Here is a 24584-nt window from a genome sequence, read left to right on the forward strand (position 1 = left end):
ATGTCGTCAAGCCAGCTCACCGCCAGTCAGCCCAGCGCCGATCAACCCAGCGCCAGTCAGCTCGCCGCGACGCTCGCGGAGGTGTACGCGCACGGCCCCGGCAAGGACGTCCGGCCCGCGTCGACGCGGCCGTACCGTCGCCGGCCCACCGGTCCGGCCGTGCCGTTCGCCGAGCTGGCAGCGGTCGCCGGACCGACCGGTGCCCGGCTGGTCCGGACGCTCGGTACGGCGCTCGCGCCGCGCCGGTTCGAGCCGTGGAACGGCTTCAACGAGCACCGGGCGTACCCGTCGCCCCGGGCGGCGCACCTGGTCGACGTGCTGCTGCGGCGCGACGGCGCCGACTGGCTGGTCGACCCGGTCCGCGAACTGCTGTATCCGGCGTCCGCTGAGTCGTCCGTCGCGGCGCCGGACGGGTCGGTCGAGCTGGTGCTGCGGGAGCAGCCGACGCGGATGCCGGCCGGCTACGGCCGGCTCGCCGACGCGCTGGCCGCGCTGGAGGCCGGTCACGTCGCCGGCGCGCTCGCCGAGGCCGCCGCCGGCCACGGACTGCGGTACGCCGTCAGTACTGCCACCACCACCGGCGGGCCATGGCTCACCGTCACGCTTGGACCGTCGACCACGCCCACCTGGTCACGTCACCGGCTGCGGGCGGTACGCAGCTCCGGGCTGAGCCCACGCGGGTTCGGCGCGGACCCCCGGCCGCTGCCGGCGGAGGCGTTCGAGCGGCTGGTCGCCGCCGCGTACCGACCGCCGGCCGGGTCACCGGCGACCGGGGTGCGCCTGCGGCACACCGTCGCGGTCGGCAACGTCGCCGGCCGGGCGGCCGGCTGGTACCACCTCGACCCGGCCGCGACCGGCCGACCCGGGGCTGTTGCGCCGCAGCCGACCCGGCCGGGCGACGCGACCGGGCAGGTGCAGCGGGCGTACAGCTATCCGCGTACCGAGGTCGACGTCGCCGGCATGCCGCTGGCCTGGCTGGTCAGCGCCGACGTGCCGGCTGCGGTCCGCACCGGCGGCCCGGCGGCGTACCGGCGGCTGCTGCACGCGGCCGGCGCCACCGCCCAGCACGTCGGCACCGCCGCCGCCGAGGTCGGCCTGTTCTGCCGGCCGGTACGCGCGGTGCGGGAGGCCGCCGCCGAGGCGGCCGCCGGTCTGCCCGCCGGGCACGACCTGATCTACCTGTTGTTGATCGGCCGGTCACGGGTGCGTGACTTCGCCTACGACCTGAGCAACCCGGAGGTGTCGCCGTGACCGCACCGACCATCACCGTCACCACCACCCGCACCTGGGTGGGACTGCACTGTTTCGCCTACTGGTCGCCGGCCGACCTGGACACCTTCCTGGCGGTGACCGTGGCGCCGCTGCTGGCCCGGCTGCGCGCCGACGGCGCGATCGCCGACTGGTTCTACATCCGCTACTGGGAGGGCGGGCCGCATCTGCGGATCCGAGTCCGCGACCCGCTGCCGGGCGTCGGCGACCGGTTGCGGGCGGAGCTGGCCGAACTCGCCGGCCAGGCGCCGTACGAGGTGTTCACCATGGACAGCGGAAGCTACTACCGGCGGCTGGGTGGCAGCGCCGCCCGGTCGGCCGCCGGCTGGCACGACCACGGCGACGTCCGGGAGATCCCGTACCGGCCGGAGACCGCCCGGTACGGCGGACCGCAGGCGCTGCTGGTCGCCGAGGACGTCTTCTGCCGGTCCAGCGAGATCGCCGCCCGGATCGTCGGCGCGGTCCCGCCCGGTCCGGCCCGGTTGTCCGTCGCCGCCGAGCTGGCCACCGCCACCGCCGCCGCGTTGGGCCTGGACGAGCTGGGTGCGGCCCGGTGGCTGCGTGGCCACGCCGCCGGTTGGCGGTGGCAGAACGAGGTGGCGATGCTGCCGGCCGCCGCGGTGCAGGGGCAGGCGGCCCGGGTGCTGGCCAGCCAGGGCGCCGCGCTGCGCCGCCGCTGGGACCGGACGGTGGCCCGGGTCGACGCGCAGCGTACCGACGCCGCGGCGGACCCGGCAGGGGAGCGGTCGCCGGCCGGGTACTGGGCGCAGGTCGTCCGGGCCGCCCGCGACGCGTTGGAGGGGCCGGCCGCCGCCGGCCCGGCCGATCAGCGGTGGCGCTGGGTGTGGGGCTCCCAGCTGCACATGCTGTTCAACCGGCTGGGCATCCTGCCGGACGAGGAGCGGTCGGTGTGCTGGCTGGTCGCCGGGACCGCGCTGGCGCCGGGCGGGCCGACGGACTTCTTCGCCGACGGCGCGGCGGCCGCCGACCGCCGCTACCACGAGGCGAGCAAGTTCCTGCCGGGAATGTTGCAGACGCAGAGGCCGCGCGAGGCCGTCTCGGAACGGAGCGGGACCCCGTTCCGGTTCGGCGGCCGGCCGGTTCCTCTGCCCGCCGGGGACCCGCCGCGTGCCGCACTCGCTGATGTGCTGCGCCGGCGGGTCTCCGGTCGGGGGCGGCTGACCGGGCCGGTCACCGCCGAGCAGCTGGGCACCCTGGTGTGGAGCGCGCACGGGGTGACCCACCGCAGCCAGGTGCCGCTGCCCAACGGGGACCTGTACGACTACGCCCACCGCCCGTACCCGAGCGCCGGCGCGGCGTACGCGGCGCGGATGCGGCTGATCGTGCGCGACGTCGCCGGTGTCGCCCCCGGCGCGTACCACGTCGACGACCTCGACCGTCAGTTGTGGCGGCTCGGCCCGGCCCCGTCGGTGCCGGAGCTGGAGGCGTCGTCCATGTGGTTCGGGGCGGACGCCCTTGACGTCGGCGGGATCGAGCTGGCCGAGGTGCCGGCCCTGCTCGGTCTCTACGTGCAGCTGGGGGAGCTGCGGGAACGCTACGGGATGCGGGCGCTGCGGTTCGCGGTGGCGGAGGCGGGGCACCTGGCGCAGGCGCTGTCGATGGTGGCGGCGGCGAGCGGGCTGGCGCTCGGCATGATCGGCGGCTTCTACGACGACGTCGCCCACGAACTGCTCGGCCTGGACGGCATCGACGACGTGCTGGTCTACCTGCTGCCGGTGGGCCGTCTCCCGGGAGGTGCGCGATGAGCCCCCGACCCGTAGACGGATCCCGGCCAGCAGACGGTGCAGCCCCCGACCGTCAGGGAACGTCGGGGGCTGTGTCCAGTGTGCCACGGCAACCGGGGTCCGCGCGACCTCCCGGCGGCACCGGTCCGCCGACCCCGGCGGTACGGGTGCTCGAAGGCGTGAACCAGCTACGCGCCGTCGCCGATCCAATCCGGTTGCGGGTGCTCGCGGTGCTCACCGCCGAGCCGGACCGGGCGCTGTCCGCCCGCCAACTGGCCCACCAGCTGGGCATCACCTTCAGCCTGATGCACTACCACCTGCGGGTGCTGTCCGAGGAAGGGATGATCCGGGTGGTCAACCAGCGGACCGACCAGGGCCGGGCGGAGCGGTACTTCCAGGCCGCGCAGTTGGCGCTGCGCTGGGACTTCCCGCCGGCAGACGACTTCCCACCGGCCGACCGGGCGGGCGAGGACACCGGGCCAGCGAACCGGGCGGGCGACGACGGGTCAGACGGGAAGCAGGCCGGATGAGCGGACGTACAGGTCGATCCGGTCGGCCAGGTTCTCCTTCATCGGTGGGCACGGTGCGCTGCCCTCCCGCCACAGTTTCGGGCAGGCACCGCCGCACACCGGCAGGATCGGGCAGCCCCGGCAGCCGGTCTCACCGGCGCGCAGCCCGGTGTACCAGTCGTCGAACTGGCCGGCCGGCCGCAGCCGGTCGACCGGTGCTCGGTCCACGGTGTCCAGATGTTGCTCGGTGAAGCCGGGCACCAGCGGCTGTTCGGTGCAGGAGTAGATCCGTCCGTCCGGGGCGATCACCTCGCTGTGCCGGGACACGGCGGTGCACACCACCCGGACCGGGTGGGTGGGCAGCAGCCGGCAGTGCAGTCCGGCCGCGAGGTAGGCGGCGTACCAGCGCAGTTCGGTCTCGGCGGCCTGCTGCTGGCGCAGCCGTACCTCGCTGACGTCGTTGCCCCACGAGTGGACCGGTGCCGGGTAGAACCGGATCCGGGGGTCGGCGAGGCCGGCGTCGCGCATCGCCGCGGCGAACTCGTCGGCCCGGTCGGCGTTGTGCCGGCCGATGTTGGTCCGTACGGTCACCTGCAGTCCGGCCAGCTCCGGATCGGTGAGCACGGTACGCAGCGCGGCGGTGATCCGGTGGAAGGAGCCCTGCCCGCTGTTCAGCGGCCGGGCGGCGTCGTGCACCTCCGCCGGCCCGTCGATGGTGATCTCCATCCGGTCGACCCGGCAGTCCAGGTGCAAGGTACGCAGCTTGCGGGCGTCGAGCAGGGCACCGTTGGTGACCAGCATCGCCGAGTAGCCGACCCGGTGCCGGGCGGCGGCGGCCACGAACCGGGCGGACAGCGAGCGGAGTACGGCGTACCCCATCAGGGGTTCGCCGCCGAACCATCGCACCACCACGGTGTCGTGCTCGCCGCTGGCCATGGCGTGTTCGACCCGGGCGGCGATGGCGTCGCGGTGCCGGGTCGGCCGGGTGGCCGGGGTGTCCCGACGGTGCTCCTGCCCGCAGTAGTCGCAGCCCATGTTGCAGTAGCCGGTCGGCATCAGCACGAACTGCCGGTGCCGGGCACTGTCGGCCGCCTGCGCGCCGGCGTCGATCGTCGCGGCGGTTTCGTCGAGGTCGGCGGGCACCAGCAGGCCGAGTTCGGCGAGCCGGGCCTGTTCGTCGGCGGGCAGACCGGCCGGGCCGGGGCCGTCCAGGAGGGTCCGCACGGTGCCGGTGTCGAGCAGGAGGGTACGGGCCCGTCCGGTGTGGAACACGGCGCGCAGTTGCCGGCCGGTCGGGTGCCGGTAGGTGGTCTGGCTGAACACGAGGTAGCGGCTGAGCACGAGGTCGGACTGGGCCATGAGGAGCCTTTCGGAGGGTCTCGACGAGTGGCTACCGGGGGCTACCGGGGTGGTGGACCGTGGTGGACCGTGCGGCGGTGGACCGTGGGGTGCAACGTCACCGGACCCGGAGCGGTCGCTCCGGGTCCGGTGCTGGTGAGAGCTGCGGGTCAGCTGAAGGCGCAGGCGAAGTTGACGCTGGAGCTGTCGTCGCGCCCGCCGGTGCCGTCGGTGGGCAGCTCGAAGACGACCATGCTCTGGCTGGGTGTCTCGTCCGGCTGCTGGGCTTCTACGGCGGCCTGGGTGGCCGGGGCGGCGATAGCGATCGCGGCGACGACGGCGAAGAAGGGGTTGGTGGGCACGGTCGACCTCCGAAAGGGGAGCGGGGGTGGCGAAGAAAGTGGTGGCGCGGTGGGGTGACGCGGGCAGGTGGGGGTGGTGCCGGCCCGCGTGGTGAGTCGGTGGGATCGGGGGTGATACGATCTTGCTGACGTTCAAAATAAGCTGAGCGACGGACGGAAGTCAATCGTCGGGGTAGAATCAACCGTGGAACGTTGGTTGAACGGAGGTCTGCGGTGACTGAGCTGATGGCCAGCCGGGTGATCGAGGACGTGGCTACCCTCAAAGCGCTCGCCGACCCCATCCGGATGCGGGTGCTGGAGCTCGCGATGTCCGAGCCCGAGCGGACCTGGACCGCCAAGGAGCTGGCGAAGATCGTGGGCGTCGCGCCCACCAAGATCTACTACCACATCAACCAGCTCGAACAGCACCAGCTGCTGCACATCCGGGACACCCGGGTGGTCAACGGCATCATCGAGAAGCAGTACGGTGCCGGCCAGCTCAACCTGACCTTCCACCGCCGCTCCGGCGAGGAACCCAGCTCGGTGCACGAGGTCGTGGTCACCCTGCTGGACCAGATCAAGGACGAGATCGAGGCCGGACTCAACGCCGGCACCATCTCCGGCAGCAGCGAGGCGCCGGACCCGGTCCGGATGATGCTCAGCCGGGGGGTCGCCGAGATCCCCGCGGACCGGATCGCCGAGTTCCGTCACGAGCTGCAGGCCCTGATGCGGCGGTTCGAGCAGGCCGGTGTCGCCCGGGACGGCACCACCACCGGCGGGCACCGGTTCGCGATGCTGGTCGGCATGCACCCGCTCGGGCTGTCCTGACCCGGCTGCCGGGTCCACCCCGTCAGGCCGGGCCACCGGGGTCCGGCCGTCAGATCCACCGTACGGCGACCCCGGCGGAGAACGCGCCGCTACGCAGCTCCAACCGGTCCGGGATCAGTTCGCCGCTGACCGTGAAGGCCAGCGGGACCAGCATCCGACCCCCGGGCGGCACCGGCTCGGCGAAGACGTCCCGGCCACCGTTTTCCTGACGGGTCGCCGCCTCGTCCACCCCGACCCAGTCACCGGTCGGCAGGTACGCCCGCTGCAACGGCCCGTACCAGAACTGTTCGGTGTCGCTGCGGTTGCGCAGCCCGACCGTGGCGACACACCGCCGATCCTGCCCCTGCCCATCAACCGGCGCGCAGGCCATCCGGAAGACGGTGAACTCGAAGGCGGCCTCGGTCAGCAGCACCCCGAATCCGCCGGCCGGTGGCGCACCGATCCACCCACTGGGCGGCTGGTTGGCCCGGTCCAGCACCTCGCTGCCGTAGCTGGCCACGCGTACCGCCGCCACCGCCAGCCCGGTCAGCATTGCCAGCAGCAGGCCGAACACCAGCGGCGTCGCCGGGCGCCAGCGGCGCTTCGGGGCGGCCGGCACCGCCGCCGGCAACCGCACCCGCCGCCCGGCCGGGGTGACGACCCGGCGTCGGTCGACCCGGCGCTCCCGCAGCCGGCGGCGCCACCCGTACCCGATCATCGCCACCACGACGAGTGCCGTCAGCCCGCCGATCAGCGGCATCGACGGGCGCTGCCACCAGGCCGAGTCCGCCGCCTCGATGCCGGCCGTCGGGGTCCACCGGGCGCTCGCGCAGTCGTACGGCCGCGCGGTGTCGCGCTCGTACGCGCAGACCGGGAAGGTCTGCGCGGTGCCGGCACCGCCCGGCCGGAACGACGCGGTGACCGTTTGCCCGCTGTTCGCCGGCAGGCTCAACTGCCAGGTGATCTCCGACCCGTCGACCCGGCCGCCGGCGCCGACCGTGGCCACCGAGGTGGTGGTCGGTACGGCCATCCGCAGGGTGACGTCGACCGGGGACACCGTACGGTTGACCGCCTCGACCCGGTAGGTCGCCGCGCTCTGCCCGATCTCGTTGATCGTCACCGCGACCAGTTCCTGCCCCTCGGCCCGTGCCGAAGCAGCCCCCTCGGCCCGTGCCGGTGCCTCGTCCGGTGCCAGGATTCCCCCGCCGACCACCAGAACAGCGCCGAACAGACCGGCCCGCAGCGCGTGTCGCCACCATGACATCACCATCTCGTCTCCGCCCCCGACCCGAACGGTAGGCCGGCACCGGCCGTCCGGCCGGCAAAGCGCGGTTCCGCCACCTGATCCGGTGACCGGTGCTAGATTTCCGCCCCTTGTCGCGCCCGTTGTCGCCCTCGCCGTGACCGTTGTCGCCCTTTGCCGTGACCGTCGGGGTGGCGCAGGCGCGGGACGATACATTGACCGGGTGCGTATCGCTCGTTTCGCCCATGGCAAGGGAATGTCGTTCGGGGTCGTCGAGGGGGAGCCGGGAGCCGGCCCCGAGGCGTTGACCGTCGCCGAGGTCGACGGCCACCCGTTCGGCAAGCTGACCTTCACGTCGCAGCGCTGGGCGCTGGCCGACGTCCGGCTGCTGTCGCCGATCCTGCCCAGCAAGGTGGTGTGCGTCGGGCGCAACTACGCCGACCACGCCGCCGAACACGGTGCCGAGGTGCCGGCCGAGCCGTTGCTGTTCCTCAAGCCGTCGACCTCGGTGATCGGTCCACGGGACGCGATCCGGCTGCCCGCCCAGTCCCGGCAGGTGGAGCACGAGGCGGAGCTCGCCGTGGTGATCGGACCGCCCGGTGCCCGGCGCGCCGACCGGGCCGCCGCCGAGCGGGCGATCTTCGGCTACACCTGCGCCAACGATGTCACCGCCCGGGACCTGCAGCGGTCGGACGGCCAGTGGACCAGGGCGAAGGGCTTCGACTCGTTCTGCCCGATCGGCCCGTGGATCGTCACCGGGCTGGACGTCACCGACCTGGAGGTCCGCTGCGAGGTGGGTCCGAAGCCGGACGAGATGGACGTACGGCAGCTGGGCCGGACCAAGCAGATGGTCTTCGACGTGCCGACCCTGGTGTCGTACGTGTCACACGTGATGACGCTGCTGCCCGGTGACGTGCTCCTGACCGGGACGCCGGCCGGGGTGAGCGAGTTGACCGCCGGCGACACGGTGTCGGTCCGGATCGAGGGCATCGGTGAGCTGGCCAACCCGGTGGTCGCGGCGGACTGAGGCAAACCGCTGCGGTATCCCGATTTGGCGCGCACCATGGGGTCAGGTAGAGTTCTGTCCCGGTGCGGCGAGCACCGATGGGGTATGGGGTAATTGGCAGCCCGACTGATTCTGGTTCAGTTAGTCTAGGTTCGAGTCCTGGTACCCCAGCCACCGACGCCGGAAGGCTCCAGATGGCGTCGGGGTGCTGGTCTCTGTTAGAGTTCGGCACCGTGTCCAACAGGACACAGCAGCACGAAACGGTAGTTTGCACCAGGAAAGTTCTGGCCCCGTCGTCTAGCGGCCCAGGACGCCGCCCTCTCAAGGCGGTAGCGCCGGTTCGAATCCGGTCGGGGCTACAGCGCTCAAGGCGCCCTCCTCAGCGAGGGCGCCTTTTTCGTCGGCAGCTGTCCGGTCAGCTGCCGCCCGGTCACCTGCCGTCGCCGCTGCCCATCATGCCCGACCTGGCCCGGCCTGCGGCGGGTTATCCGAAAACTGGGCCTGCTCAGAGCATGGCGGGGCGCGGAGCCAATGCCCGGTTCAGAGCCCGGAGAGTCGTTGACCGGCGCGGACCACGGCCATGGCGTGCCGCTCACCCGGCCGGCGGCCGAGTCGCTCGATCGGCCCGGAGACGCTGACCGAGGCGATCACCCGGCCGGTGCGGTCCCGGATCGGCGCGGAGACGCTGGCCACCCCGGCCTCCCGCTCGGCGACGCTCTGCGCCCAGCCGCGCCGGCGTACCTCGGCGAGCGTGCGACCGGTGAACTTGCAGCGCGGCAGCAGCGGCATGACGGCCTCGGGCGGCTCCCAGGCCAGCAGGATCTGGGCGGCGGACCCGGCGGTCATCGGCAGCACCGAGCCGACCGGCACGGTGTCGCGCAGGCCACTGGCCCGCTCGGCGGCGGCGACGCAGATCCGCTCGTCGGCCCGGCGCAGGTAGAGTTGGGCGCTCTCGCCGGTGGCGTCGCGTAGCGCGGCCAGCAGCGGCTCGGCGGCGGTCAGCAGCACGTCGGGCGCGGCGTTGGCCAGCTCGCCCAGCCGGGGGCCGGGCCGCCACCGCCCCTGGGTGTCCCGGACCAGCATCCGGTGGATCTCCAGGGCCTGTGCCAACCGGTGCGCGGTGGCCCGGGGCAGCTTGGTCCGGTCGACGAGTTCGGCCAGGCTGGCGCCGTCCACGCAGGCCGCGAGGATCACCACCGCCTTGTCGAGAACGCCGACACCGCTCATACTGTGTCCCACAAGCCGAAACATACCTCCCAGAATTTAGGATGTCCAGATGGTGGGAGCCACTTCGAAGCCGACATCGCCCAGGACCCTGGCCGAGAAGGTCTGGGACGCGCACGTGGTGCGATCCGCCGCGGGCGAGCCGGACCTGCTCTACATCGACCTGCACCTGCTGCACGAGGTCACCAGTCCGCAGGCCTTCGACGGGCTGCGGATGGCCGGCCGGCCGGTGCGCCGGACCGACCTGACCCTCGCCACCGAGGATCACAACACCCCGACCGGGTACGCCGACCCGGCGTTCAACAGCCGGCGCGGCGACCTGCTGACCATCAGCGACCCGACGTCGCGTACGCAGATCGAGACGCTGCGCCGCAACTGCGCCGAGTTCGGCATCAAGCTGCACGCCCTGGGCGACGACAACCAGGGCATCGTGCACGTCATCGGCCCGCAGCTGGGCCTGACCCAGCCCGGCATGACGATCGTCTGTGGCGACTCGCACACCGCGACCCACGGCGCGTTCGGGGCACTCGCCTTCGGCATCGGCACCAGCGAGGTCGAGCACGTGCTGGCCACCCAGACGCTGCCGCAGTCCCGGCCGAAGACGATGGCGGTCACCGTCACCGGCGAGCTCGGCCCGGGGGTCACCGCCAAGGACCTGGTGCTGGCGCTGATCACCAAGGTCGGCACCGGCGGTGGTCGCGGCTACGTGGTCGAGTACCGGGGCGAGGCGATCCGCCGGCTCTCCATGGAGGGTCGGATGACGGTGGCGAACATGTCCATCGAGTGGGGTGCCAAGGCGGGCATGGTGGCGCCGGACGAGACCACGTTCGCGTACCTCAAGGGCCGGCCGAACGCGCCGCAGGGCGCCGACTGGGACGCCGCCGTGGCGTACTGGTCCAGTCTGGCCACCGACGAGGGGGCGACGTTCGACGCCGAGGTGATCCTGGACGCCAGCGAAATCACGCCGTTCGTGACCTGGGGCACCAACCCCGGGCAGGGCGCCGCGCTGAGCGCCGTCGTGCCCGACCCGGAGCAGTTCGACACCGACGCGGAGCGGGTCGCCGCCCGCCGGGCGCTGGAGTACATGGACCTGCGGCCGGGCACCGCGCTGCGCGACGTGCCGGTAGACGTGGTCTTCGTCGGCTCCTGCACCAACGGTCGGCTGGAGGACCTGCGGGCCGCAGCCGACGTGCTGCGCGGGCGCAGGGTCGCCGACGGGGTACGGATGCTCGTGGTGCCCGGATCGGCCAAGGTACGGGAGGCGGCCGAGAACGAAGGGCTGGACAAGGTCTTCGCCGACGCCGGTGCCGAGTGGCGCTTCGCCGGCTGCTCGATGTGCCTGGGCATGAACCCGGACACGCTCAAGCCGGGGGAGCGCTCCGCCTCCACCTCCAACCGCAACTTCGAAGGCCGGCAGGGCCGGGGCGGGCGTACCCACCTGGTGTCGCCGCCGGTCGCCGCCGCCACCGCCGTGGTGGGCCGGCTGGCCGCGCCGGCGGACCTCAACTGACCGCCGCTGGACACGGACCACGAGACGGGATCACGACATGGACAAGTTCACCGTGCACACCGGGACCGCCGTCCCGCTGCGCCGATCTAATGTAGATACCGATCAGATCATCCCGGCGGTGTACCTCAAGCGGGTGACCCGGACCGGCTTCGCCGACGGTCTGTTCAATGCCTGGCGCGAGGATCCAGGATTCGTTCTGAACAATCCTTCGTATTCCGGAGCATCCATTCTCGTCGCTGGCCCTGAGTTCGGCACCGGGTCATCGCGTGAACACGCGGTGTGGGCGCTGCGGGACTGGGGCTTCCGGGCCGTGCTGTCCCCCCGCTTCGGCGACATCTTCCGTGGCAACGCGCTCAAGGAAGGTCTGCTGCCGGTCGAGTTGGAAATGCCCGCCATTGAGGAATTGTGGTCGCTGGTCGAGGCCGACCCGGCCGCCGAGGTGACCGTCGACCTGGCCACCCGGGAGGTCAGGGCCGGTGCCTCCGGCTGGTCGTTCCCGATCGACGACTTCAGCCGGTGGCGGCTGATGGAGGGATTGGATGACATTGGACTGACCCTGCGTCACGAGTCGGCCATCACCGAGTATGAGCGCGGGCGGTTGTCGTTCAAGCCCGTCGTGGCATAGCGCACAACCGTCGAGCCGGCCCCTTCCCAACGGGTTCCCGACCCCGATTCCGCCCCCATCCGGTGGCCCACCAACCGTCCGGCTATACCAACCGGTCGGCTCGGGCCACCGGTTGGGGGCGAATCCGTTACGACACAAGGACTTTTTTCCGGCAGATGTTTGTGTCCTGCCGGTACAGGGCATACCGTGCGCGCAGAATGGCTCGTTGAGTCCAGTTGCACATACGGGAGGGAACTCGTGAACAAGGCAGAGCTCATCGATGCGCTCGCTGCTCGCCTGGGAGACCGCAAGACGGCGACGACGGCGCTCGACGCCGTCTTGGCCGAGGTTCAGTCGGCGGTCACCAAGGGCGACCGGGTGGGTATCACCGGTTTCGGGGTGTTCGAGAAGCGCGTCCGGGCGGCGCGAACAGCGCGCAACCCGCGTACCGGCGAGTCGGTGAAGGTCAAGAAGACCTCGGTACCGGTCTTCCGGCCCGGCGCGGGCTTCAAGGACATGGTGGCCAGCGGCAAGGCGCCGAAGGCCACCGCGGCCAAGTCGACCGCGGCGAAGTCCACGGCGACGAAGGCCACCGCGGCCAAGTCCACGGCGGCCAAGAGCACCGCCCGTGGCGCGGCGAAGTCCACCGGTACGGCCGCCAAGTCGACCGCCACCAAGGCACCGGCGAAGCGGGCGGCCGGCGGTACGGCGAAGAAGACCACGGCCGCCAAGACCACCCGGTCCGCGGCGGCCGCGCCGGCCAAGAAGTCCGCGGCCAAGAAGACCACCGCGACCCGGTCCACCGCGGCCAAGTCGACGGCGGCGAAGTCGACCGGAGCCAAGTCGACGGCGGCGAAGAAGTCGCCGGCGAAGAAGGCCCCGGCGCGCAAGTCCACCGCCCGTAAAACCACCCGCTGAGCCGTCCGGCCACACCGGCCGGACACCACCAGCGCGAAGGCGCCCACCGCCGTCTGGCGGTGGGCGCCTTTCGTCTGCGACAGGTCCGCTGGAGCCGGTCCGGTTCAGTGCGGCCGACCAGTTACGGGCGGCTGCTAGAGCCGGTCCGCGCCGACCAGCCGGTCCCCGGCGAACGACAACAACCAGCCGCCGCCCTTGGCGGTACGGTGATCCGCCGCCGACCGGCGGGTCAGCACCGTCAACGCGGCCGGGATCACCTTGCCCTGACTGCACACCGCGGCCGGCGTACCGGCCGCCGCCAGCTCGGTCAGCCGGCCCGCCGCCGCCAACGCGTTCTCGTCCGGCTGCTGGCCGGCGGCCGGCTCGTCGAACACCGACTCCACTTCGACCGGCAGGTCCAGCGCCTGCGCCAGCGGGGCGACCGTCTGCACACACCGCCGGGGCGACGCCGACAGCACCCGACACGGCCCGGTCAGCACCAGCAACGCCGCCAACGCCTGCGCCTGCCGCAGCCCGGCGGTGTCCAACGGGCGGGCGCTGTCCGGACCCGGCCAGGTGTCCCGACTGCCGGCGTGCGCGTGCCGCACCAGGGTGAGCGTCGCGGTCACCGGCGGCAGCTGCGCGAACCCGTGCAGCACCCCGACGTCGTGCCGGTACGTCAACCGCTGCCGCGCCTGCGCCAACGGCAGCCAGCACAGCTCGTCGACCTCGTCGGCGGCGTCGACCGGCACCGGCCCGGCCGACGCCGCCACCGCCCGCATCGACCAGTAGTCGACGACCTTCAGGTTGCCGTCCGGCATGGTGTACCGAATCGACGGCAGCCGCACCTGCGGCACCGCCCGGATCCCGGTCTCCTCACCGACCTCCCGGACCGCCGCCGCCAACGGATGCTCCGCCGGCTCCAGTTTGCCCTTCGGCAGCGACCAGTCGTCGTGCCGGGGCCGGTGCACCAGACACACCTGCACCGCCCCGGTGTCGTCGGTGCGCCACACCACCCCGCCGGCGGCCCGGACCTCGGTCACGGCAGCCACTTCGTCCGCTGCCCCGCCGACGCCCGCTCCCAGGCGGCGGCGAACTCCGCCCGCGCCGCGCGGATCGCGGCCCGCTCCCGCTCGACCAGCCGGCCGACGGTCACCGCCAACTCGTGGTCGTCCGGATGCTCGGCCAGCACCCCCTGCCAGGTCTCGGCGGCTACCGCCGCGTCCTGGTGCTCGCCGAGCAGGTTCTGCACCTTCGACAACGCCTTCGCCAGCTTCGCCGCGCCACCGCCGATCACCGGTGCCACCGCGTCCACCGCGTACCGGGCCTTCTTGCCGTTGATCCGCACCGCGTGCCAACGCTCGTCGGAGGCGTCCAGGGTCAGATCGGCGGCACCGTCCACGCCGCTGCCGCCGTACGCCAACCGGCGCCACGGCTTGGCCACCAGCCGGGGCAGCACCTCGGCAGCCGGGCCGGACGCCGCCGGAGTCAGTCGCGGCTCCCGGGCCGCCTGCACCAGCATCTCCACCAGGGCAACGTACCGGTCCGAGCGCAGCGCCGCGTCCACCTCGTCCAGTGCCGCCGCCTGCCGGTCGGCGAGCGTCGCGTCGATCAGCTCGACCGCCGCCAACGGCAGCGGCGCCAACGGGTCCGCCCCGGCGGTACGCCGCAACCGTTCCCGCAGCACCTCGGCGTCGCGGGCACCGCCGAGCACCCCGGCGACCCACTTCAGCTCGGCGCGCAGCGCACCCGCCCACTCGCGGTCCACCAACGCCCGGAAGGTCCGCAGGTCGCTGCGCAGCCGCCGGCATCCCACCCGCATCTGGTGCACGGCGGTGTCGTCGTCGCCGACCGGGGCGTGCAGCCGCACCAGCGGGTCGTGCGCCAGGACGCGGGCGACGCCGTCGCGGACCGCCCGGGTGACCACGTCGGCGGCGGTCGGCTCGGCCGGTAGGTCCTCGACCGCCGCCAGCTCCGCCGGCCCGGCGGCGGCCGCGCCCAACGCCCGTACATGCTTCGGGGTGAACCCGCCGGCGGTCGCCCCAGCCGCGACCAGGTCGGCCTCGACCCGGTCCAGCAGCGACCGCTTGGCGGCCTTCAGCTCGACCTCCACCTCGCGGAACCGCGACCGGACCGTCTTGCCGTCCAACACCGACACGGCGTCGTCGGCCAGCTCCACCAGCAGCGCGTCGTCGGCGTCGCGCAACTCCAGCACCGTGCGTGCCGTGCGCACCGTCGCGGCCGGCGTCAGCTCCACCCCCCGCGAGTACGCGGTGACCAGCCACACCAGCTCCGCCGGTGGCTTGCCGCGTTTACCGGACCGGCTGATCTCGTGCCGTACGCCCGGGGCGTCGGCGGGCAGCTTCACCGTCCACGGCTTCGGGTCGCCCACCCGGTGACGCAGCGACACCCCGGCGCGGGCCAGCCGCAGATCCGGGGTGTCGTAGTAGGTGGCGGTCAGCTTCACCGCCGGCTGCTGCACCAGCCGGCCACCGTCCGGCAGACAGCCGGACAGGTCCGGCACGGTGAAACCCGGCTCGACCTCGTACTTACGTTCCTCCTCCACCATCGGGCCAGCCTAGCGCCGCCCGCCCGGGGCCGCCGCTGTCGACGAGGTGCCGCCGGCCAGCCGACGGCCGGTGACAGCAGGAGCTATTTGCCGGTGCCGATGAACCGTCGGAGCAGCCGCTCCTGCAGATGCACCAGCGGACGTTCGTCGGTCGACCGGTGCCGGCTCCAGGTGCCGTCCGGGTGCAGCTCGAACGACTCGCAGTCCGGGCTGAACGCGTCGCTCAGCAGCTGGTCCAGCTCGGCGCGGGCCACCGGGTCGGTCACCTGCACCAGCGCCTCCACCCGGCGGTCCAGGTTGCGGTGCATCAGGTCGGAGGACCCGATCCAGAACTCGACGTCGCCGTCGTTGCCGAACCGGAACACCCGGGAATGCTCCAGGAACCGGCCGAGGATCGACCGGACCCGGATGTTGTCCGACAGCCCCGGCACCCCGGGCCGCAGCGTGCACATCCCCCGGATCAGCAGATCCACCTGTACGCCGGCCTGCGACGCCCGGTACAGCGCGTCCACCAGTTCCTCGTCGACCAGCGAGTTCACCTTGATCTGGACCAGGCCGCCCCGGCCGTCGCGGACGTGGGCGACCTCCCGCCCGATCCGCTCGATCAGCCCGCTGCGCACCCCGTGCGGGGCGACCAACAGCCGCCGGTACGCGGTCTGGCGGCTGTAGCCGGTCAACACGTTGAACAGGTCGGTCAGGTCCGCGCCGACCTCCGGGTCGGCGGTCAGCATGCCGAAGTCCTCGTACAGCCTGGCCGTCTTCGGGTGGTAGTTGCCGGTGCCGATGTGGCAGTAGCGGCGGATCTGGTTGCCTTCCTGGCGTACCACCAGGGCGGTCTTGCAGTGGGTCTTCAGCCCGACCAGGCCGTACACGACGTGACAGCCGGCCCGTTCCAGCATCCGCGCCCAGCCGATGTTGGCCTGCTCGTCGAACCGGGCCTTCACCTCGACCAGCACCACCACCTGCTTGCCGGCGGCGGCCGCCTCGATCAGCGCGTCGACGATCGGCGAGTCACCGCTGGTGCGGTACAGCGTCTGCTTGATCGCCAGGACGAGCGGGTCGGCCGCCGCCTGCTCGATGAACCGCTGCACGCTGGTGGAGAACGAGTGGTACGGGTGGTGCACCAGGATGTCGCCGTCGCGCAACGTGGCGAAGACGCTGCGCGGCACCTCGCCCTCGACCAGCCGCGGGTGGGTGGCCGGCACGAACGGGCGGTCCTTGAGGTCCGACCGGTCGGAGCTCTCGTAGACCTGCCACAACGCGGACAGGTCCAGCAGCCCCGGGACCCGCAGCACGTCGTGGCTGTCCATGTCCAGCTCGCGGACCAGCAGGTCGAGCATGTGGTCGGAGATGGAGGCGGCCACCTCCAGCCGCACCGGCGGGCCGAACCGGCGCTGGGCGAGCTCCCGCTCCAGCGACTGCAGCAGATCCTCGTCGCGGTCCTCGTCGACTTCGAAGTCGGCGTTGCGGGTCACCCGGAACAGGTGACACTCCACCACCTGCATCCCGGAGAACAGCTGACCGAGCTGGGCGGCGATCAGATCCTCGACCGGCAGGAACCGGGCACCCAGCCCTTCCTGGCTGACCACCACGAACCGGGGCACGTTGTTCGGCACCTTGATCCGGGCGAACAGCTCCGGACCGCCGTCGGGGTCACGGACCGCGACGGCCAGGTTCAACGACCGGCTGGAGATGTACGGGAACGGGTGCGCCGGGTCGACGGCCAGCGGGGTCAGCACCGGGAAGATGTGCTCCCGGAAGTAGGTGCGCAGCCCTTCCCGCTCACCGGTGCTCAGATCGCTCCACCGGATCAGGTGGATGCCCTCGGCGGCCAGCCGGGGCCGGACCTCCTCGGTGAAGCACCGGGCGTGCCGGGCGACCAGGCCGGCGGTCTTCGCCGCGATCAGCTCCAACTGGGTACGCAGCGGCAGCCGGTCACCGCCGCGTACCGGCAGCCCGGCCTGCAGTCGGCGCTTGAGCCCGGCGATGCGGACCATGAAGAACTCGTCGAGGTTGCTGGCGAAGATGGCCAGGAACTTGGCCCGCTCCAGCAGCGGCGTCTGCGGGTCCTCGGCCAGCTCGATCACCCGGGCGTTGAAGTCGAGCCAGGACAGCTCCCGGTTGAGGAACCGGTCGTCGGGCAGCGGCTGGCGGGCCAGCGTGGCCGGCTCGTCCGGCTCGGCCGGTTCGGCGGTGTCCGACACCGGGTTTGCCGGGTCGGGGGCCTGCACCGGCAGCGGCGCGGCGGGCGCGTTGGTCGCGGACTCGGCCACCGCCTGCGGTGCCGGCTCGGTGGTCTCCGGCGCGGCCTCCGGTGCCGCCTTGGTCCGTCGGCGGGCGGTGCCCCCTGCTGACTTGCGGGCGCTGCTGGCCGTGGACCTCCGGGCGGTGCCGGCCGTCGACTTTCGGGCAGTGCCTGCCGTCGATTTGCGGGCGGCGCCGTTCGACGACTGGCGGCGGGCCGGCCGAGCAGGCCGAGGCGTCGCGGTCGCGCCGTCGTCGGCAGCGGGCTGGTCGGCGGCAGACTGGTCGGTGCCGGCGGGCTGGTCAGCGGTGGGCTGGTCGGCTGCGCGGCGCGGACGGGCGGCGGCGCGCCTGGAGGGGGCGGGCGTCACCCGGTAATCATGACCTGATCACGGTGAACTTGGCATGAATTCGCCCGGCTCCAACTAGCCGAATGTGGGCAACGTGACGCGGTTAACGTGCCCGGACTCGTCACGCTCGATGCGTACCCGCTGACCCAGCCGCAGCAGCCGCAACCCGGAAGCATCGAACGCGGCCGCCGGGAACGCCAGCTCCGCCCCGTCGTCGAGCAGCACCGTGCCGCTGCGGGTCGCCGGATCGAAGGTGGCCACCGTGCCCTGCATCTCAGCTCACCGACCTGTGTCGCATGTCAGCACGGTACCCGCTGGCGTGCAGCGCGGCGGTGTACCGACCCAGGCCGAGCCGGGCCGCGTCGGCGAGGTCGGCGGCGGTGTCCACGTCGCGGCGCAGCGTCGGCCAGGCCCCGCCGCGCCGGACGGCACCCGACTGTTGATGCCGTACCGCCGATCCGGTGCCGAAACCTGGCCGCAGTGCGGTGCCGACGGCGGCCGCCAGCAGCACCGTGCCGGTGCCGGCGGCGTCCGGCACGAACCAGCGGGCGGCAGCGCCTCCGGTGTCGAGGGCGCTGACGGTGTCGGTGTCGAGGGCGGCGGCCAGCTCCGCCGGGCGCAACGCCGGCAGGTCAGCGGTCAACGCGGCGACCGGCCGGCCGGCGTCGACCGTCGCGGCCCCGTGCGTCACCGCCGCGTTCAGCCCGCTCACCTCCGGGGCGGCGAGCTCCGGCGCGCCGGGCTCCGGGTCGGCGACGGTACGGGCACCGAGCGCACCCAACGCGGCGGTGGCCGCCGGATCCGAGGTGACCACCACCACCTCGGCGACCAGCGGGCAGGCCAGCGCGGCGGCGACGGTGTCCCGGGCCAGGGCCAGCGCCAGCTCCTCATGCGGTACGCCGTCGAGCGCACCCCGCAGCCGGCTCTTCGCCACCGCGAGCCGCTTGACCGGCAGCACCACCGACCAGGTCGCGTTCCGCACCGCTCCATCCTGCCGGCTGGGCTCGCATTGGCTCTGGCCGGGTCGGACAGGGCATGATTCGCTGCGTCGGTCGGCAAGACGGCGGTCGGGTGCGGTGACCCGGTGGTGGCCAGGGTGGTGGCCAGGGTGCGGTGACGAGGAGGATCGGGTGGCGCGGCGGAAACTGGGCTTCTGGCGACGCTTCATCGTGATGGTGGTCAAACCGACCCTGCTCGTCTGGACGAAGCGGACCTGGTCCGGGATGCAGCACATCCCCGGCACCGGTGGGGTGATCGTCGTCGCCAACCACATGTCGCACGCCGACCCGATGGTCATCGGCCATTTCCTCTACGAGGCCGGCCGCTGGCCCCGGTTCCTCGGCAAGGCCAGCCTGTTCACCATCCCGGTCATCGGGCGCTGGCTGCTCAAGGTGAAGCAGATCCCGGTGCACCGGGGCAGCGTCGACGCGATCAAGTCGCTGGAGGCGGCGATCGTCGGCGTCGACGAAGGCGGCGCGTTGGTGATCTACCCGGAGGGGACGACCACCCGCGAGCCGGACCTGTGGCCGATGCGTGGCAAGACCGGCGCGGCCCGGCTGGCGTTGACCACCGGTGCCCCGGTCGTGCCGGTGGCGATGTGGGGTCCGCAGCGGATGTACGACCCGCGGACCGGGAAACTGAACCTGCTGCCCGGCCGGAAGGTGACCGTCGTCGCCGGAGAACCTTTCGACCTGAGCAGATGGGCCGGGGTCGAGCCGACCCGGGCGGTGCTGGAGGAGATCACCGAGACCATGATGCTGCGGCTGCGGGACATGGTCGCCGAGATCCGGGGCGGCGAGGCCCCACCGCTGTACACCCCGAGCGCCCGCCGCAACAACCGGTCCAGCGGCACCCCGGAGCCGGGACAGTGACCGGGACCGGCCGGGCCGTCGTCCTGGGTGCCGGCTCGTGGGGGACCGCGTACGCCAAGGTGCTCGCCGACGCCGGGGCTGACGTGGTCCTCTGGGCCCGCCGCGAGCAGGTCGCCGCCGCGATCCGCGAGTACGGCACTAACCCCGACTACCTGCCGGCGGTGCGGCTGCCCGACCGGGTCACCGCCACCAGCGACGCCGCCGAGGCGATCAAGGGCGCGGGGCTGGTCGTGCTCGCCGTACCGTCGCAGACCCTGCGCGGCAACCTGGGTGACTGGGCCGCGCACATCGGCCCCGACGCGACCCTGGTCAGCTTGATGAAAGGGATCGAACTCGGCACCACCAAGCGGATGAGCGAGGTGATCGTCGAGACCACCGGGGTCGGCCCGGACCGGGTGGTGGTGGTCTCCGGCCCCAACCTAGCCGCCGAGATCGCCGCCGAGCAGCCGGCAGCCAGCGTCGTCGCCGGCACCGACACCGCACGCACGGCCGCCGTGCAGCGGGCGATGCTCACCGGCTACCTGCGGCCGTACACCAACGACGACGTGATCGGCTGCGAGCTGGGCGGGGCGGTGAAGAACGTGATCGCCCTGGCGTACGGCATCGCCACCGCGATGCGCCTCGGCGACAACACCAAGGCCACCCTGATCACCCGGGGGCTGGCCGAGACGGCCCGCCTCGGTGTGGCGCTCGGTGCCGACCCGCTGACCTTCTCCGGGCTGGCCGGCCTCGGTGACCTGGTCGCCACCTGCTCGTCGCCGCTGTCGCGCAACCGGACGTTCGGCGAACACCTGGGCCGGGGGGAGACCCTGGAACAGGCGCAGGCCGCCACCCGGCAGACCGCCGAAGGGGTGAAGAGCTGCCTGTCAATCCGGGACCTGGCTCGCGCGCACGGGGTGGAGATGCCGATCACCGAGCAGGTGGAACGGATCTGCCACGAGGGACTGGACCCGCGTACCGCGTTGACGCTGCTGATGACGCGGGCCACGAAACCGGAATAGGCTCTGCCGCCGGCCGGTGACCTTGGTCAGGATGAACGGCATGACCGCCACTTCCCGCGATCCGGAGTACGGCGACGGCACCCGGTGTGTCGCCGCCGGGCTGCCCGAGCCGACTCCCGGCCAGCCGTTCCTGCCCGGCCCGGTGTTCGCCGCCCCGTACCACCTGGACCCGGTGACCGGGCCGTCGCCGGACCGCGACGGTTACGCCCGGGAGGACAACCCGACCCGGCGGGCGCTCGAATCGGCCATCGGCGACCTGGAAGGCGGCGACACGCTCGTCTTTGCCAGCGGCCAGGCGGCGATCACCGCGCTGCTGCTGACCACGCTGCGCCCCGGCGACACGGTGCTGCTGCCCGCCGACGGCTACTTCACCGTACGGGCGTTGGCCGCCACGGTGCTGGAGCCGATCGGCGTGACCGTGCGGCTGATGCCGACCGCCGGGCCGTACCCGGACTTCGCCGGGGTGCGGCTGGTGCTGCTGGAGACCCCGGCCAACCCGGGGCTGGACGTCTGCGACGTCGCCGCGCTCGCGGCGGCGGCGCACGACGCCGGGGCGCTGGTCGCGGTCGACAACACCGCGCCGACCCCGCTCGGGCAGCGGCCGTTGGACCTGGGGGCGGACATCGTGGTCGCCTCCGGCACCAAGGCGCTGACCGGCCACTCCGATCTACTGCTCGGCTACCTGGCCACCCGCTCGCCGGAGGTGCTGGCCGATGCGACGCGGTGGCGCAAGCTGACCGGGTCGGTGCCGGGCCCGTTCGACTGCTGGCTCGCCCACCGGTCACTGGCCACACTGGACCTGCGGCTGGCCCGCCAGTCAGCCAACGCGGAAGCGGTCGCCGCCGCGCTGGCCGGCCGCCGTGACGTCACCGGCGTACGCTGGCCCGGCCTGCCGACCGATCCGTCGTACGCGGTCGCGGCGGCCCAGATGCGGCGCATCCCGGGGATCGTGTCGTTCGACCTGGGCGACGCCGACCGGGTCGGCCGGTTCCTGACCGCGTCGAAACTGGTGTCGGCGGCCACGTCGTTCGGTGGTCTGCACACGGCCGCCGACCGGCGGGCCCAGTGGGGTGACGACACGTCACCGGGCTTCGTCCGGCTCTCCTGCGGCATCGAAGACACTATGGACCTGGTACGCGACATCACCGCCACCCTGGACGCCACCAACTGATTCACCACGGCAGGTGTTGTGTCGGGCCTTGGCGGCCTACTGGTAGACGTCCTTGCGGTGCCCGATGACGACCTTCACGCTGCCGCACCATCGGTGCGGTCGGCCAGCAATGCTTCGACCTCCCGAGGATCGACCCCGAGCGACTCCAGGGCCGCCGACAACGGCACGAACTGCCCCTCGGCACGGGATCGGACGATCGCCGCAGCATCCCGGCGATCCCGGAACGCCTCGATCTCCTCCCACTCGTCGATGCCGACCAGGACAGCAACGGGCCGCTCGTACTTGGTGATGACGACCGGTTCCCCGGTGCGCTCCACCCCGTCCAGCACCCGGCCCGCACCGTCTCGGAACTCCCGCAGGGTAATCCTTGTCATGTGCCGAACTGTACCGTGCGGTACCGTTCTGGATGCCAGCTGACAGACTTGGCAACGTGACGGCCAGCGGGTGGAAGGTGGGGTCCGGGTGACGGGGCCGGGTGGCAGTCCGCCGTCCGGCTACCGGCTGAGCGTCTGGCTGGACATTTTCGAGCGTGGACCGAAGCTGTTCGGCCTGGTGGCGAGAGACCTGTTCGACATGCGCAGTTGGCGGCCACCGTGGTGATCGAGGTGTGGTCAGGCAGTCAGGTCAGGCCGAGAAGTGCTCGTACTCCTTCGCCGTGTCGAGCAGCAGCGTTCGCGATTCGGCTGCATCGAGCGCCGCCGATCGGATCCCGTCGTAGGTGAGGGCGTACAGGTCGACCTCGGCCTGTCTGTCGAGAAAGAGCGCGCCGGTCAGCATCTCGTGATGGACGATGCTGGGCTCGCTCGCGTCGGCGAAGTCGAGGATGGTGAACGGGGTGCCAACTGTCATCCCAAAGTGCAGTCCAGCGGAGAACGGTAGGACGCGAACCGAGACGTTCGGGAGCCGGGATGCATCGGTCAGCCGGTGCAATTGCTCGGCCATCACGGGGTACGAGCCGACCACGCGCATCAGCACGGACTCGGCGAGGACGACCTCGATATCCGGCACCTGAGATGTACTGCGGGTCAGGACGCCGGTACCAGCGGTCCTGGTCGTCATACGTATCGCGGTGTGCGTAGCTGGTGGGTCGGCAGCGGTCGCTCCGGTGACTGCGGCGGCATACGCCCTGCTCTGCAGCAGGTCGGGGACGATCTGGAACTCGTAGATGCGTAGCCGGCTCGCGGCTTCCTCAAATCCGATGTAGATGTCAAACCACGGCGGCAGGCTCGCGTAGTCGTGCCACCAGCCCTTCTCTCGGGTTTTGGTAGCGAGACCGGTGAGTGCCTCAATCATCGGGGCCTCGGCGCCGTACAGGCTGCAGAGTGACGCCACATCTTCGGCGCACACCGGGATCTCGCCGTGTTCGATCCGACGTAGTTTGCTCGCCGGCCACTGCAGCATGCCGGCAGCCACGGCCGTTGAGACATGGTTCTGCCGGTCGCGGAGCTTGCGGACCTCCTGACCGAGCCGGCGGCGTGGTACGGACGAGTTCAAGATTGACGCGGCCACCGTGAGCCCTCCTGATGCTCGGTATCGCGATCTGCGAGCCCAGACGGTAGGAGCCGGGCGGGGACCCAGAAACATCCCTACGGACACTCTGCCGACCACTTATCTGTACTCAAAGCGTCCCAGTGGTGTCCGGTACCGTGGCGGCATGAGTCACCGCCTGCGCTCTGCCATGCTTCGGGCACAACTCGACAGTGTCGCCCTGGCCGCCGCCGTGGGTGTCGACGTCAAGACCGTGAACCGTTGGCTCGGCGGCCGGATCCCGCGGCAACGCACCCGGTTGGCCGTTGCCGACACACTCGGGGAAGACGAAGCCGATCTCTGGCCGCGCGTACGGCCGGATCTGGCCGCAGGGGCGGAGAGTACCGCCGAGGTCGTCGGCGCTTACGCCCACCGGGCGGACGTTCCACAGCAGGTGTGGACGGCGTTGCTGACCGGCGCGACGAAGCAGATCGACCTACTCGGCTACGCGTACCCGTTCATCATGGAGATGCTGCCGGACACAATGGAGCGTATCGCAGACAAGTGTGCCAACGGCGCCCGAGTCCGGATGGCCTTCGCTGACCCGGACTGTCCGCACGTCGCCGAGCGCGACGACCTTGAACAGATCGGCGGTACGCTGCCTGGCCGCATCCGCAACGCACTCAACTTCTGCGAGCCGCTGTACGAGGTGCCAGGAGTGACGGTCGGTCTGCACACGGTGCACCTGTACAACTCGGTCTTCCGGTTCGACCATCAGATGATCGTGACGCCGCATCTGTACCGAGCGCGGGGCTATCAGCACCCGGCCCTTCACCTGCGGGAGCTGTCACCGCACGGGGTCTTCGCCGCGTACGCAGACCAGTTCGAGCAGGTCTGGCAGACCTGCACTCCGTATCCGCTTCGGAAGGTGTCGTGACTCGCCGACGTGACTACTACCGCGACCCGGCCGCGCCGAGGGCGAACACGATCGTCCCGGGCGGTTCGGCGATCGTCACCGACGGTCGCGGTCGGGTGCTGATGCACCGACGCGCCGACTCCGGCAACTGGTCGCTGCCTGGCGGCATGATGGAGGTCGGCGAGACCTTGCAACAGTGCGTCATCCGAGAAGTGAAGGAGGAGACGGGCCACGACATCGAGATCACCGCGCTGATCGGCGTCTACACCGACCCGGCGCATGTGATCGCGTATGCGGATGGCGAGGTGCGCCAGGAGTTCACCGTCACCTACCTCGGTCGGATCGTTGGCGGGACGATTCTGGTCAGCGACGAGTCGACCGAGGTGCGGTTCGTCGATCCTGCCGAGTTCGCCGACATCCCCATCCACGACACGGTACGGCTCCGGCTACGCCACCACGCTGAGCGGCGTGATTGTCCGTACCTCGGATAGATGGGGGCGAG

At 72.0% G+C, this 24584-nt stretch carries 25 protein-coding genes and 2 tRNA genes; 16 read left to right on the forward strand and 11 right to left on the reverse strand.

What is annotated here, in order from left to right; all coding sequences use genetic code 11:
* The 3 genes from ACN27J_RS30845 (at position 1) to ACN27J_RS30855 (ending at position 3544) form a co-directional block, all read left to right on the forward strand.
* The gene (locus ACN27J_RS30845) at positions 1-1251 is read left to right on the forward strand and encodes a nitroreductase family protein (protein ID WP_421371656.1); all 1251 of its coding nucleotides are present in this window, start codon (positions 1-3) and stop codon (positions 1249-1251) included.
* On the forward strand, positions 1248-3035 hold the full coding sequence (locus ACN27J_RS30850; protein ID WP_421371658.1) for a thiopeptide-type bacteriocin biosynthesis protein: 1788 nt from the start codon (positions 1248-1250) through the stop codon (positions 3033-3035). Before ACN27J_RS30845 ends, ACN27J_RS30850 begins: the two co-directional genes overlap by 4 nt.
* A gap of 71 nt (positions 3036-3106) precedes the next feature.
* Positions 3107-3544 carry an ArsR/SmtB family transcription factor gene (locus ACN27J_RS30855; protein ID WP_421371660.1) on the forward strand — a complete coding sequence of 146 codons (438 nt, stop codon included), beginning with the start codon at positions 3107-3109 and terminating at the stop codon, positions 3542-3544.
* On the opposite strand, the gene ACN27J_RS30860 is transcribed toward ACN27J_RS30855, so the two are convergent.
* Positions 3521-4882 carry a radical SAM protein gene (locus ACN27J_RS30860; protein ID WP_421371662.1) on the reverse strand — a complete coding sequence of 454 codons (1362 nt, stop codon included), beginning with the start codon at positions 4880-4882 and terminating at the stop codon, positions 3521-3523. The genes ACN27J_RS30855 and ACN27J_RS30860 overlap by 24 nt on opposite strands.
* Before the next feature lie 149 nt (positions 4883-5031).
* The gene (locus ACN27J_RS30865; protein ID WP_278167733.1) at positions 5032-5223 is read right to left on the reverse strand and encodes a hypothetical protein; all 192 of its coding nucleotides are present in this window, start codon (positions 5221-5223) and stop codon (positions 5032-5034) included.
* 213 nt (positions 5224-5436) lie between these two features.
* Here ACN27J_RS30865 and ACN27J_RS30870 point away from each other — a divergent pair, with 213 nt between their 5' ends.
* The gene (locus ACN27J_RS30870; protein ID WP_278167734.1) at positions 5437-6030 is read left to right on the forward strand and encodes a winged helix-turn-helix domain-containing protein; all 594 of its coding nucleotides are present in this window, start codon (positions 5437-5439) and stop codon (positions 6028-6030) included.
* Between the two features lie 49 nt (positions 6031-6079).
* On the opposite strand, the gene ACN27J_RS30875 is transcribed toward ACN27J_RS30870, so the two are convergent.
* On the reverse strand, positions 6080-7279 hold the full coding sequence (locus tag ACN27J_RS30875; RefSeq protein WP_421371664.1) for a hypothetical protein: 1200 nt from the start codon (positions 7277-7279) through the stop codon (positions 6080-6082).
* A gap of 196 nt (positions 7280-7475) precedes the next feature.
* Between ACN27J_RS30875 and ACN27J_RS30880 the strand changes: the two genes are divergently transcribed.
* The 3 genes from ACN27J_RS30880 to ACN27J_RS30890 all read left to right on the forward strand — a co-directional run bounded on the left by ACN27J_RS30880 (position 7476) and on the right by ACN27J_RS30890 (position 8617).
* Positions 7476-8279 (forward strand): fumarylacetoacetate hydrolase family protein, encoded by an 804-nt coding sequence (locus ACN27J_RS30880; RefSeq protein ID WP_421371666.1) that lies wholly within the window; start codon positions 7476-7478, stop codon positions 8277-8279.
* A 78-nt stretch (positions 8280-8357) separates the two neighbouring features.
* Positions 8358-8432: transfer RNA gene (locus tag ACN27J_RS30885), tRNA-Gln, on the forward strand.
* A gap of 112 nt (positions 8433-8544) precedes the next feature.
* Positions 8545-8617: transfer RNA gene (locus ACN27J_RS30890), tRNA-Glu, on the forward strand.
* A 181-nt stretch (positions 8618-8798) separates the two neighbouring features.
* Here the strand turns inward: ACN27J_RS30890 and ACN27J_RS30895 are convergent.
* Positions 8799-9485: an IclR family transcriptional regulator gene (locus ACN27J_RS30895; protein ID WP_123600449.1), complete on the reverse strand. Its 687-nt coding sequence runs from the start codon at positions 9483-9485 to the stop codon at positions 8799-8801.
* A gap of 49 nt (positions 9486-9534) precedes the next feature.
* Between ACN27J_RS30895 and leuC the strand changes: the two genes are divergently transcribed.
* From leuC to ACN27J_RS30910, 3 genes are all read left to right on the forward strand, one after another.
* A complete protein-coding gene (leuC, locus tag ACN27J_RS30900; protein WP_421371668.1) occupies positions 9535-10992 on the forward strand; it encodes a 3-isopropylmalate dehydratase large subunit in 1458 nt (485 codons plus the stop codon).
* 37 nt (positions 10993-11029) lie between these two features.
* Complete coding sequence (gene leuD, locus ACN27J_RS30905; protein WP_278167737.1) at positions 11030-11617, forward strand: 3-isopropylmalate dehydratase small subunit; 588 nt, start codon at positions 11030-11032, stop codon at positions 11615-11617.
* Positions 11618-11854: 237 nt separating this feature from the next.
* Complete coding sequence (locus ACN27J_RS30910; protein ID WP_421371670.1) at positions 11855-12514, forward strand: HU family DNA-binding protein; 660 nt, start codon at positions 11855-11857, stop codon at positions 12512-12514.
* Between the two features lie 134 nt (positions 12515-12648).
* Here the strand turns inward: ACN27J_RS30910 and ACN27J_RS30915 are convergent, their stop codons facing one another.
* The 5 genes from ACN27J_RS30915 to cofC form a co-directional block, all read right to left on the reverse strand.
* Positions 12649-13545, reverse strand: coding sequence for an NUDIX domain-containing protein (locus tag ACN27J_RS30915; RefSeq protein ID WP_421371672.1), 897 nt, complete (start codon positions 13543-13545; stop codon positions 12649-12651).
* Complete coding sequence (locus ACN27J_RS30920) at positions 13533-15062, reverse strand: CHAD domain-containing protein (protein WP_421371674.1); 1530 nt, start codon at positions 15060-15062, stop codon at positions 13533-13535. Before ACN27J_RS30920 ends, ACN27J_RS30915 begins: the two co-directional genes overlap by 13 nt.
* A gap of 83 nt (positions 15063-15145) precedes the next feature.
* Complete coding sequence (locus tag ACN27J_RS30925; RefSeq protein WP_421372632.1) at positions 15146-17299, reverse strand: RNA degradosome polyphosphate kinase; 2154 nt, start codon at positions 17297-17299, stop codon at positions 15146-15148.
* 432 nt (positions 17300-17731) lie between these two features.
* On the reverse strand, positions 17732-17929 hold the full coding sequence (locus tag ACN27J_RS30930; RefSeq protein ID WP_123600457.1) for a cold-shock protein: 198 nt from the start codon (positions 17927-17929) through the stop codon (positions 17732-17734).
* 1 nt (position 17930) lies between these two features.
* The gene (cofC, locus tag ACN27J_RS30935; protein ID WP_421371677.1) at positions 17931-18638 is read right to left on the reverse strand and encodes a 2-phospho-L-lactate guanylyltransferase; all 708 of its coding nucleotides are present in this window, start codon (positions 18636-18638) and stop codon (positions 17931-17933) included.
* Between the two features lie 148 nt (positions 18639-18786).
* On the opposite strand from cofC, the gene ACN27J_RS30940 reads away from it, so the two are divergent.
* The 3 genes from ACN27J_RS30940 to ACN27J_RS30950 are packed head-to-tail and all read left to right on the forward strand — an operon-like array spanning position 18787 to position 21699.
* Entirely contained in the window at positions 18787-19527 is a 741-nt protein-coding gene (locus ACN27J_RS30940; RefSeq protein ID WP_421371679.1) for a lysophospholipid acyltransferase family protein, read from the forward strand.
* Positions 19524-20528 carry an NAD(P)H-dependent glycerol-3-phosphate dehydrogenase gene (locus tag ACN27J_RS30945; RefSeq protein WP_416553761.1) on the forward strand — a complete coding sequence of 335 codons (1005 nt, stop codon included), beginning with the start codon at positions 19524-19526 and terminating at the stop codon, positions 20526-20528. The genes ACN27J_RS30940 and ACN27J_RS30945 overlap by 4 nt, the downstream gene beginning before the upstream one ends.
* Positions 20529-20568: 40 nt before the next feature.
* Entirely contained in the window at positions 20569-21699 is a 1131-nt protein-coding gene (locus ACN27J_RS30950) for a cystathionine gamma-lyase (RefSeq protein WP_421371682.1), read from the forward strand.
* A 74-nt stretch (positions 21700-21773) separates the two neighbouring features.
* Here the strand turns inward: ACN27J_RS30950 and ACN27J_RS30955 are convergent, their stop codons facing one another.
* The gene (locus tag ACN27J_RS30955) at positions 21774-22073 is read right to left on the reverse strand and encodes a type II toxin-antitoxin system Phd/YefM family antitoxin (protein WP_421371684.1); all 300 of its coding nucleotides are present in this window, start codon (positions 22071-22073) and stop codon (positions 21774-21776) included.
* 88 nt (positions 22074-22161) lie between these two features.
* Between ACN27J_RS30955 and ACN27J_RS30960 the strand changes: the two genes are divergently transcribed.
* The gene (locus ACN27J_RS30960) at positions 22162-22299 is read left to right on the forward strand and encodes a hypothetical protein (RefSeq protein ID WP_421371686.1); all 138 of its coding nucleotides are present in this window, start codon (positions 22162-22164) and stop codon (positions 22297-22299) included.
* 24 nt (positions 22300-22323) lie between these two features.
* Here ACN27J_RS30960 and ACN27J_RS30965 read toward each other — a convergent pair whose 3' ends face one another.
* Positions 22324-23283, reverse strand: coding sequence for a DUF5753 domain-containing protein (locus ACN27J_RS30965; protein ID WP_421371687.1), 960 nt, complete (start codon positions 23281-23283; stop codon positions 22324-22326).
* A 70-nt stretch (positions 23284-23353) separates the two neighbouring features.
* Between ACN27J_RS30965 and ACN27J_RS30970 the strand changes: the two genes are divergently transcribed.
* The gene (locus ACN27J_RS30970) at positions 23354-24103 is read left to right on the forward strand and encodes an XRE family transcriptional regulator (protein WP_421371690.1); all 750 of its coding nucleotides are present in this window, start codon (positions 23354-23356) and stop codon (positions 24101-24103) included.
* On the forward strand, positions 24100-24573 hold the full coding sequence (locus ACN27J_RS30975) for an NUDIX domain-containing protein (RefSeq protein ID WP_421371692.1): 474 nt from the start codon (positions 24100-24102) through the stop codon (positions 24571-24573). The genes ACN27J_RS30970 and ACN27J_RS30975 overlap by 4 nt, the downstream gene beginning before the upstream one ends.
* Positions 24574-24584: the final 11 nt, after the last annotated feature.

Source organism: Solwaraspora sp. WMMB762, from assembly GCF_049179115.1.
Classification (GTDB): domain Bacteria; phylum Actinomycetota; class Actinomycetes; order Mycobacteriales; family Micromonosporaceae; genus Micromonospora_E.

Coding starts and splice junctions, on each gene's coding strand:
- ACN27J_RS30860 (WP_421371662.1), bottom strand. CDS start 4,882: ATGGCCCAGTCCGACCTCGTGCTCAGCCGCTACCTCGTGTTCAGCCAG.
- ACN27J_RS30875 (WP_421371664.1), bottom strand. CDS start 7,279: ATGGTGATGTCATGGTGGCGACACGCGCTGCGGGCCGGTCTGTTCGGC.
- ACN27J_RS30930 (WP_123600457.1), bottom strand. CDS start 17,929: ATGCAGGGCACGGTGGCCACCTTCGATCCGGCGACCCGCAGCGGCACG.
- leuD (WP_278167737.1), top strand. CDS start 11,030: ATGGACAAGTTCACCGTGCACACCGGGACCGCCGTCCCGCTGCGCCGA.
- ACN27J_RS30965 (WP_421371687.1), bottom strand. CDS start 23,283: ATGTTTCTGGGTCCCCGCCCGGCTCCTACCGTCTGGGCTCGCAGATCG.
- ACN27J_RS30920 (WP_421371674.1), bottom strand. CDS start 15,062: ATGGTGGAGGAGGAACGTAAGTACGAGGTCGAGCCGGGTTTCACCGTG.
- ACN27J_RS30845 (WP_421371656.1), top strand. CDS start 1: ATGTCGTCAAGCCAGCTCACCGCCAGTCAGCCCAGCGCCGATCAACCC.
- leuC (WP_421371668.1), top strand. CDS start 9,535: ATGGTGGGAGCCACTTCGAAGCCGACATCGCCCAGGACCCTGGCCGAG.
- ACN27J_RS30955 (WP_421371684.1), bottom strand. CDS start 22,073: ATGACAAGGATTACCCTGCGGGAGTTCCGAGACGGTGCGGGCCGGGTG.
- ACN27J_RS30950 (WP_421371682.1), top strand. CDS start 20,569: ATGACCGCCACTTCCCGCGATCCGGAGTACGGCGACGGCACCCGGTGT.
- ACN27J_RS30895 (WP_123600449.1), bottom strand. CDS start 9,485: ATGAGCGGTGTCGGCGTTCTCGACAAGGCGGTGGTGATCCTCGCGGCC.
- ACN27J_RS30970 (WP_421371690.1), top strand. CDS start 23,354: ATGAGTCACCGCCTGCGCTCTGCCATGCTTCGGGCACAACTCGACAGT.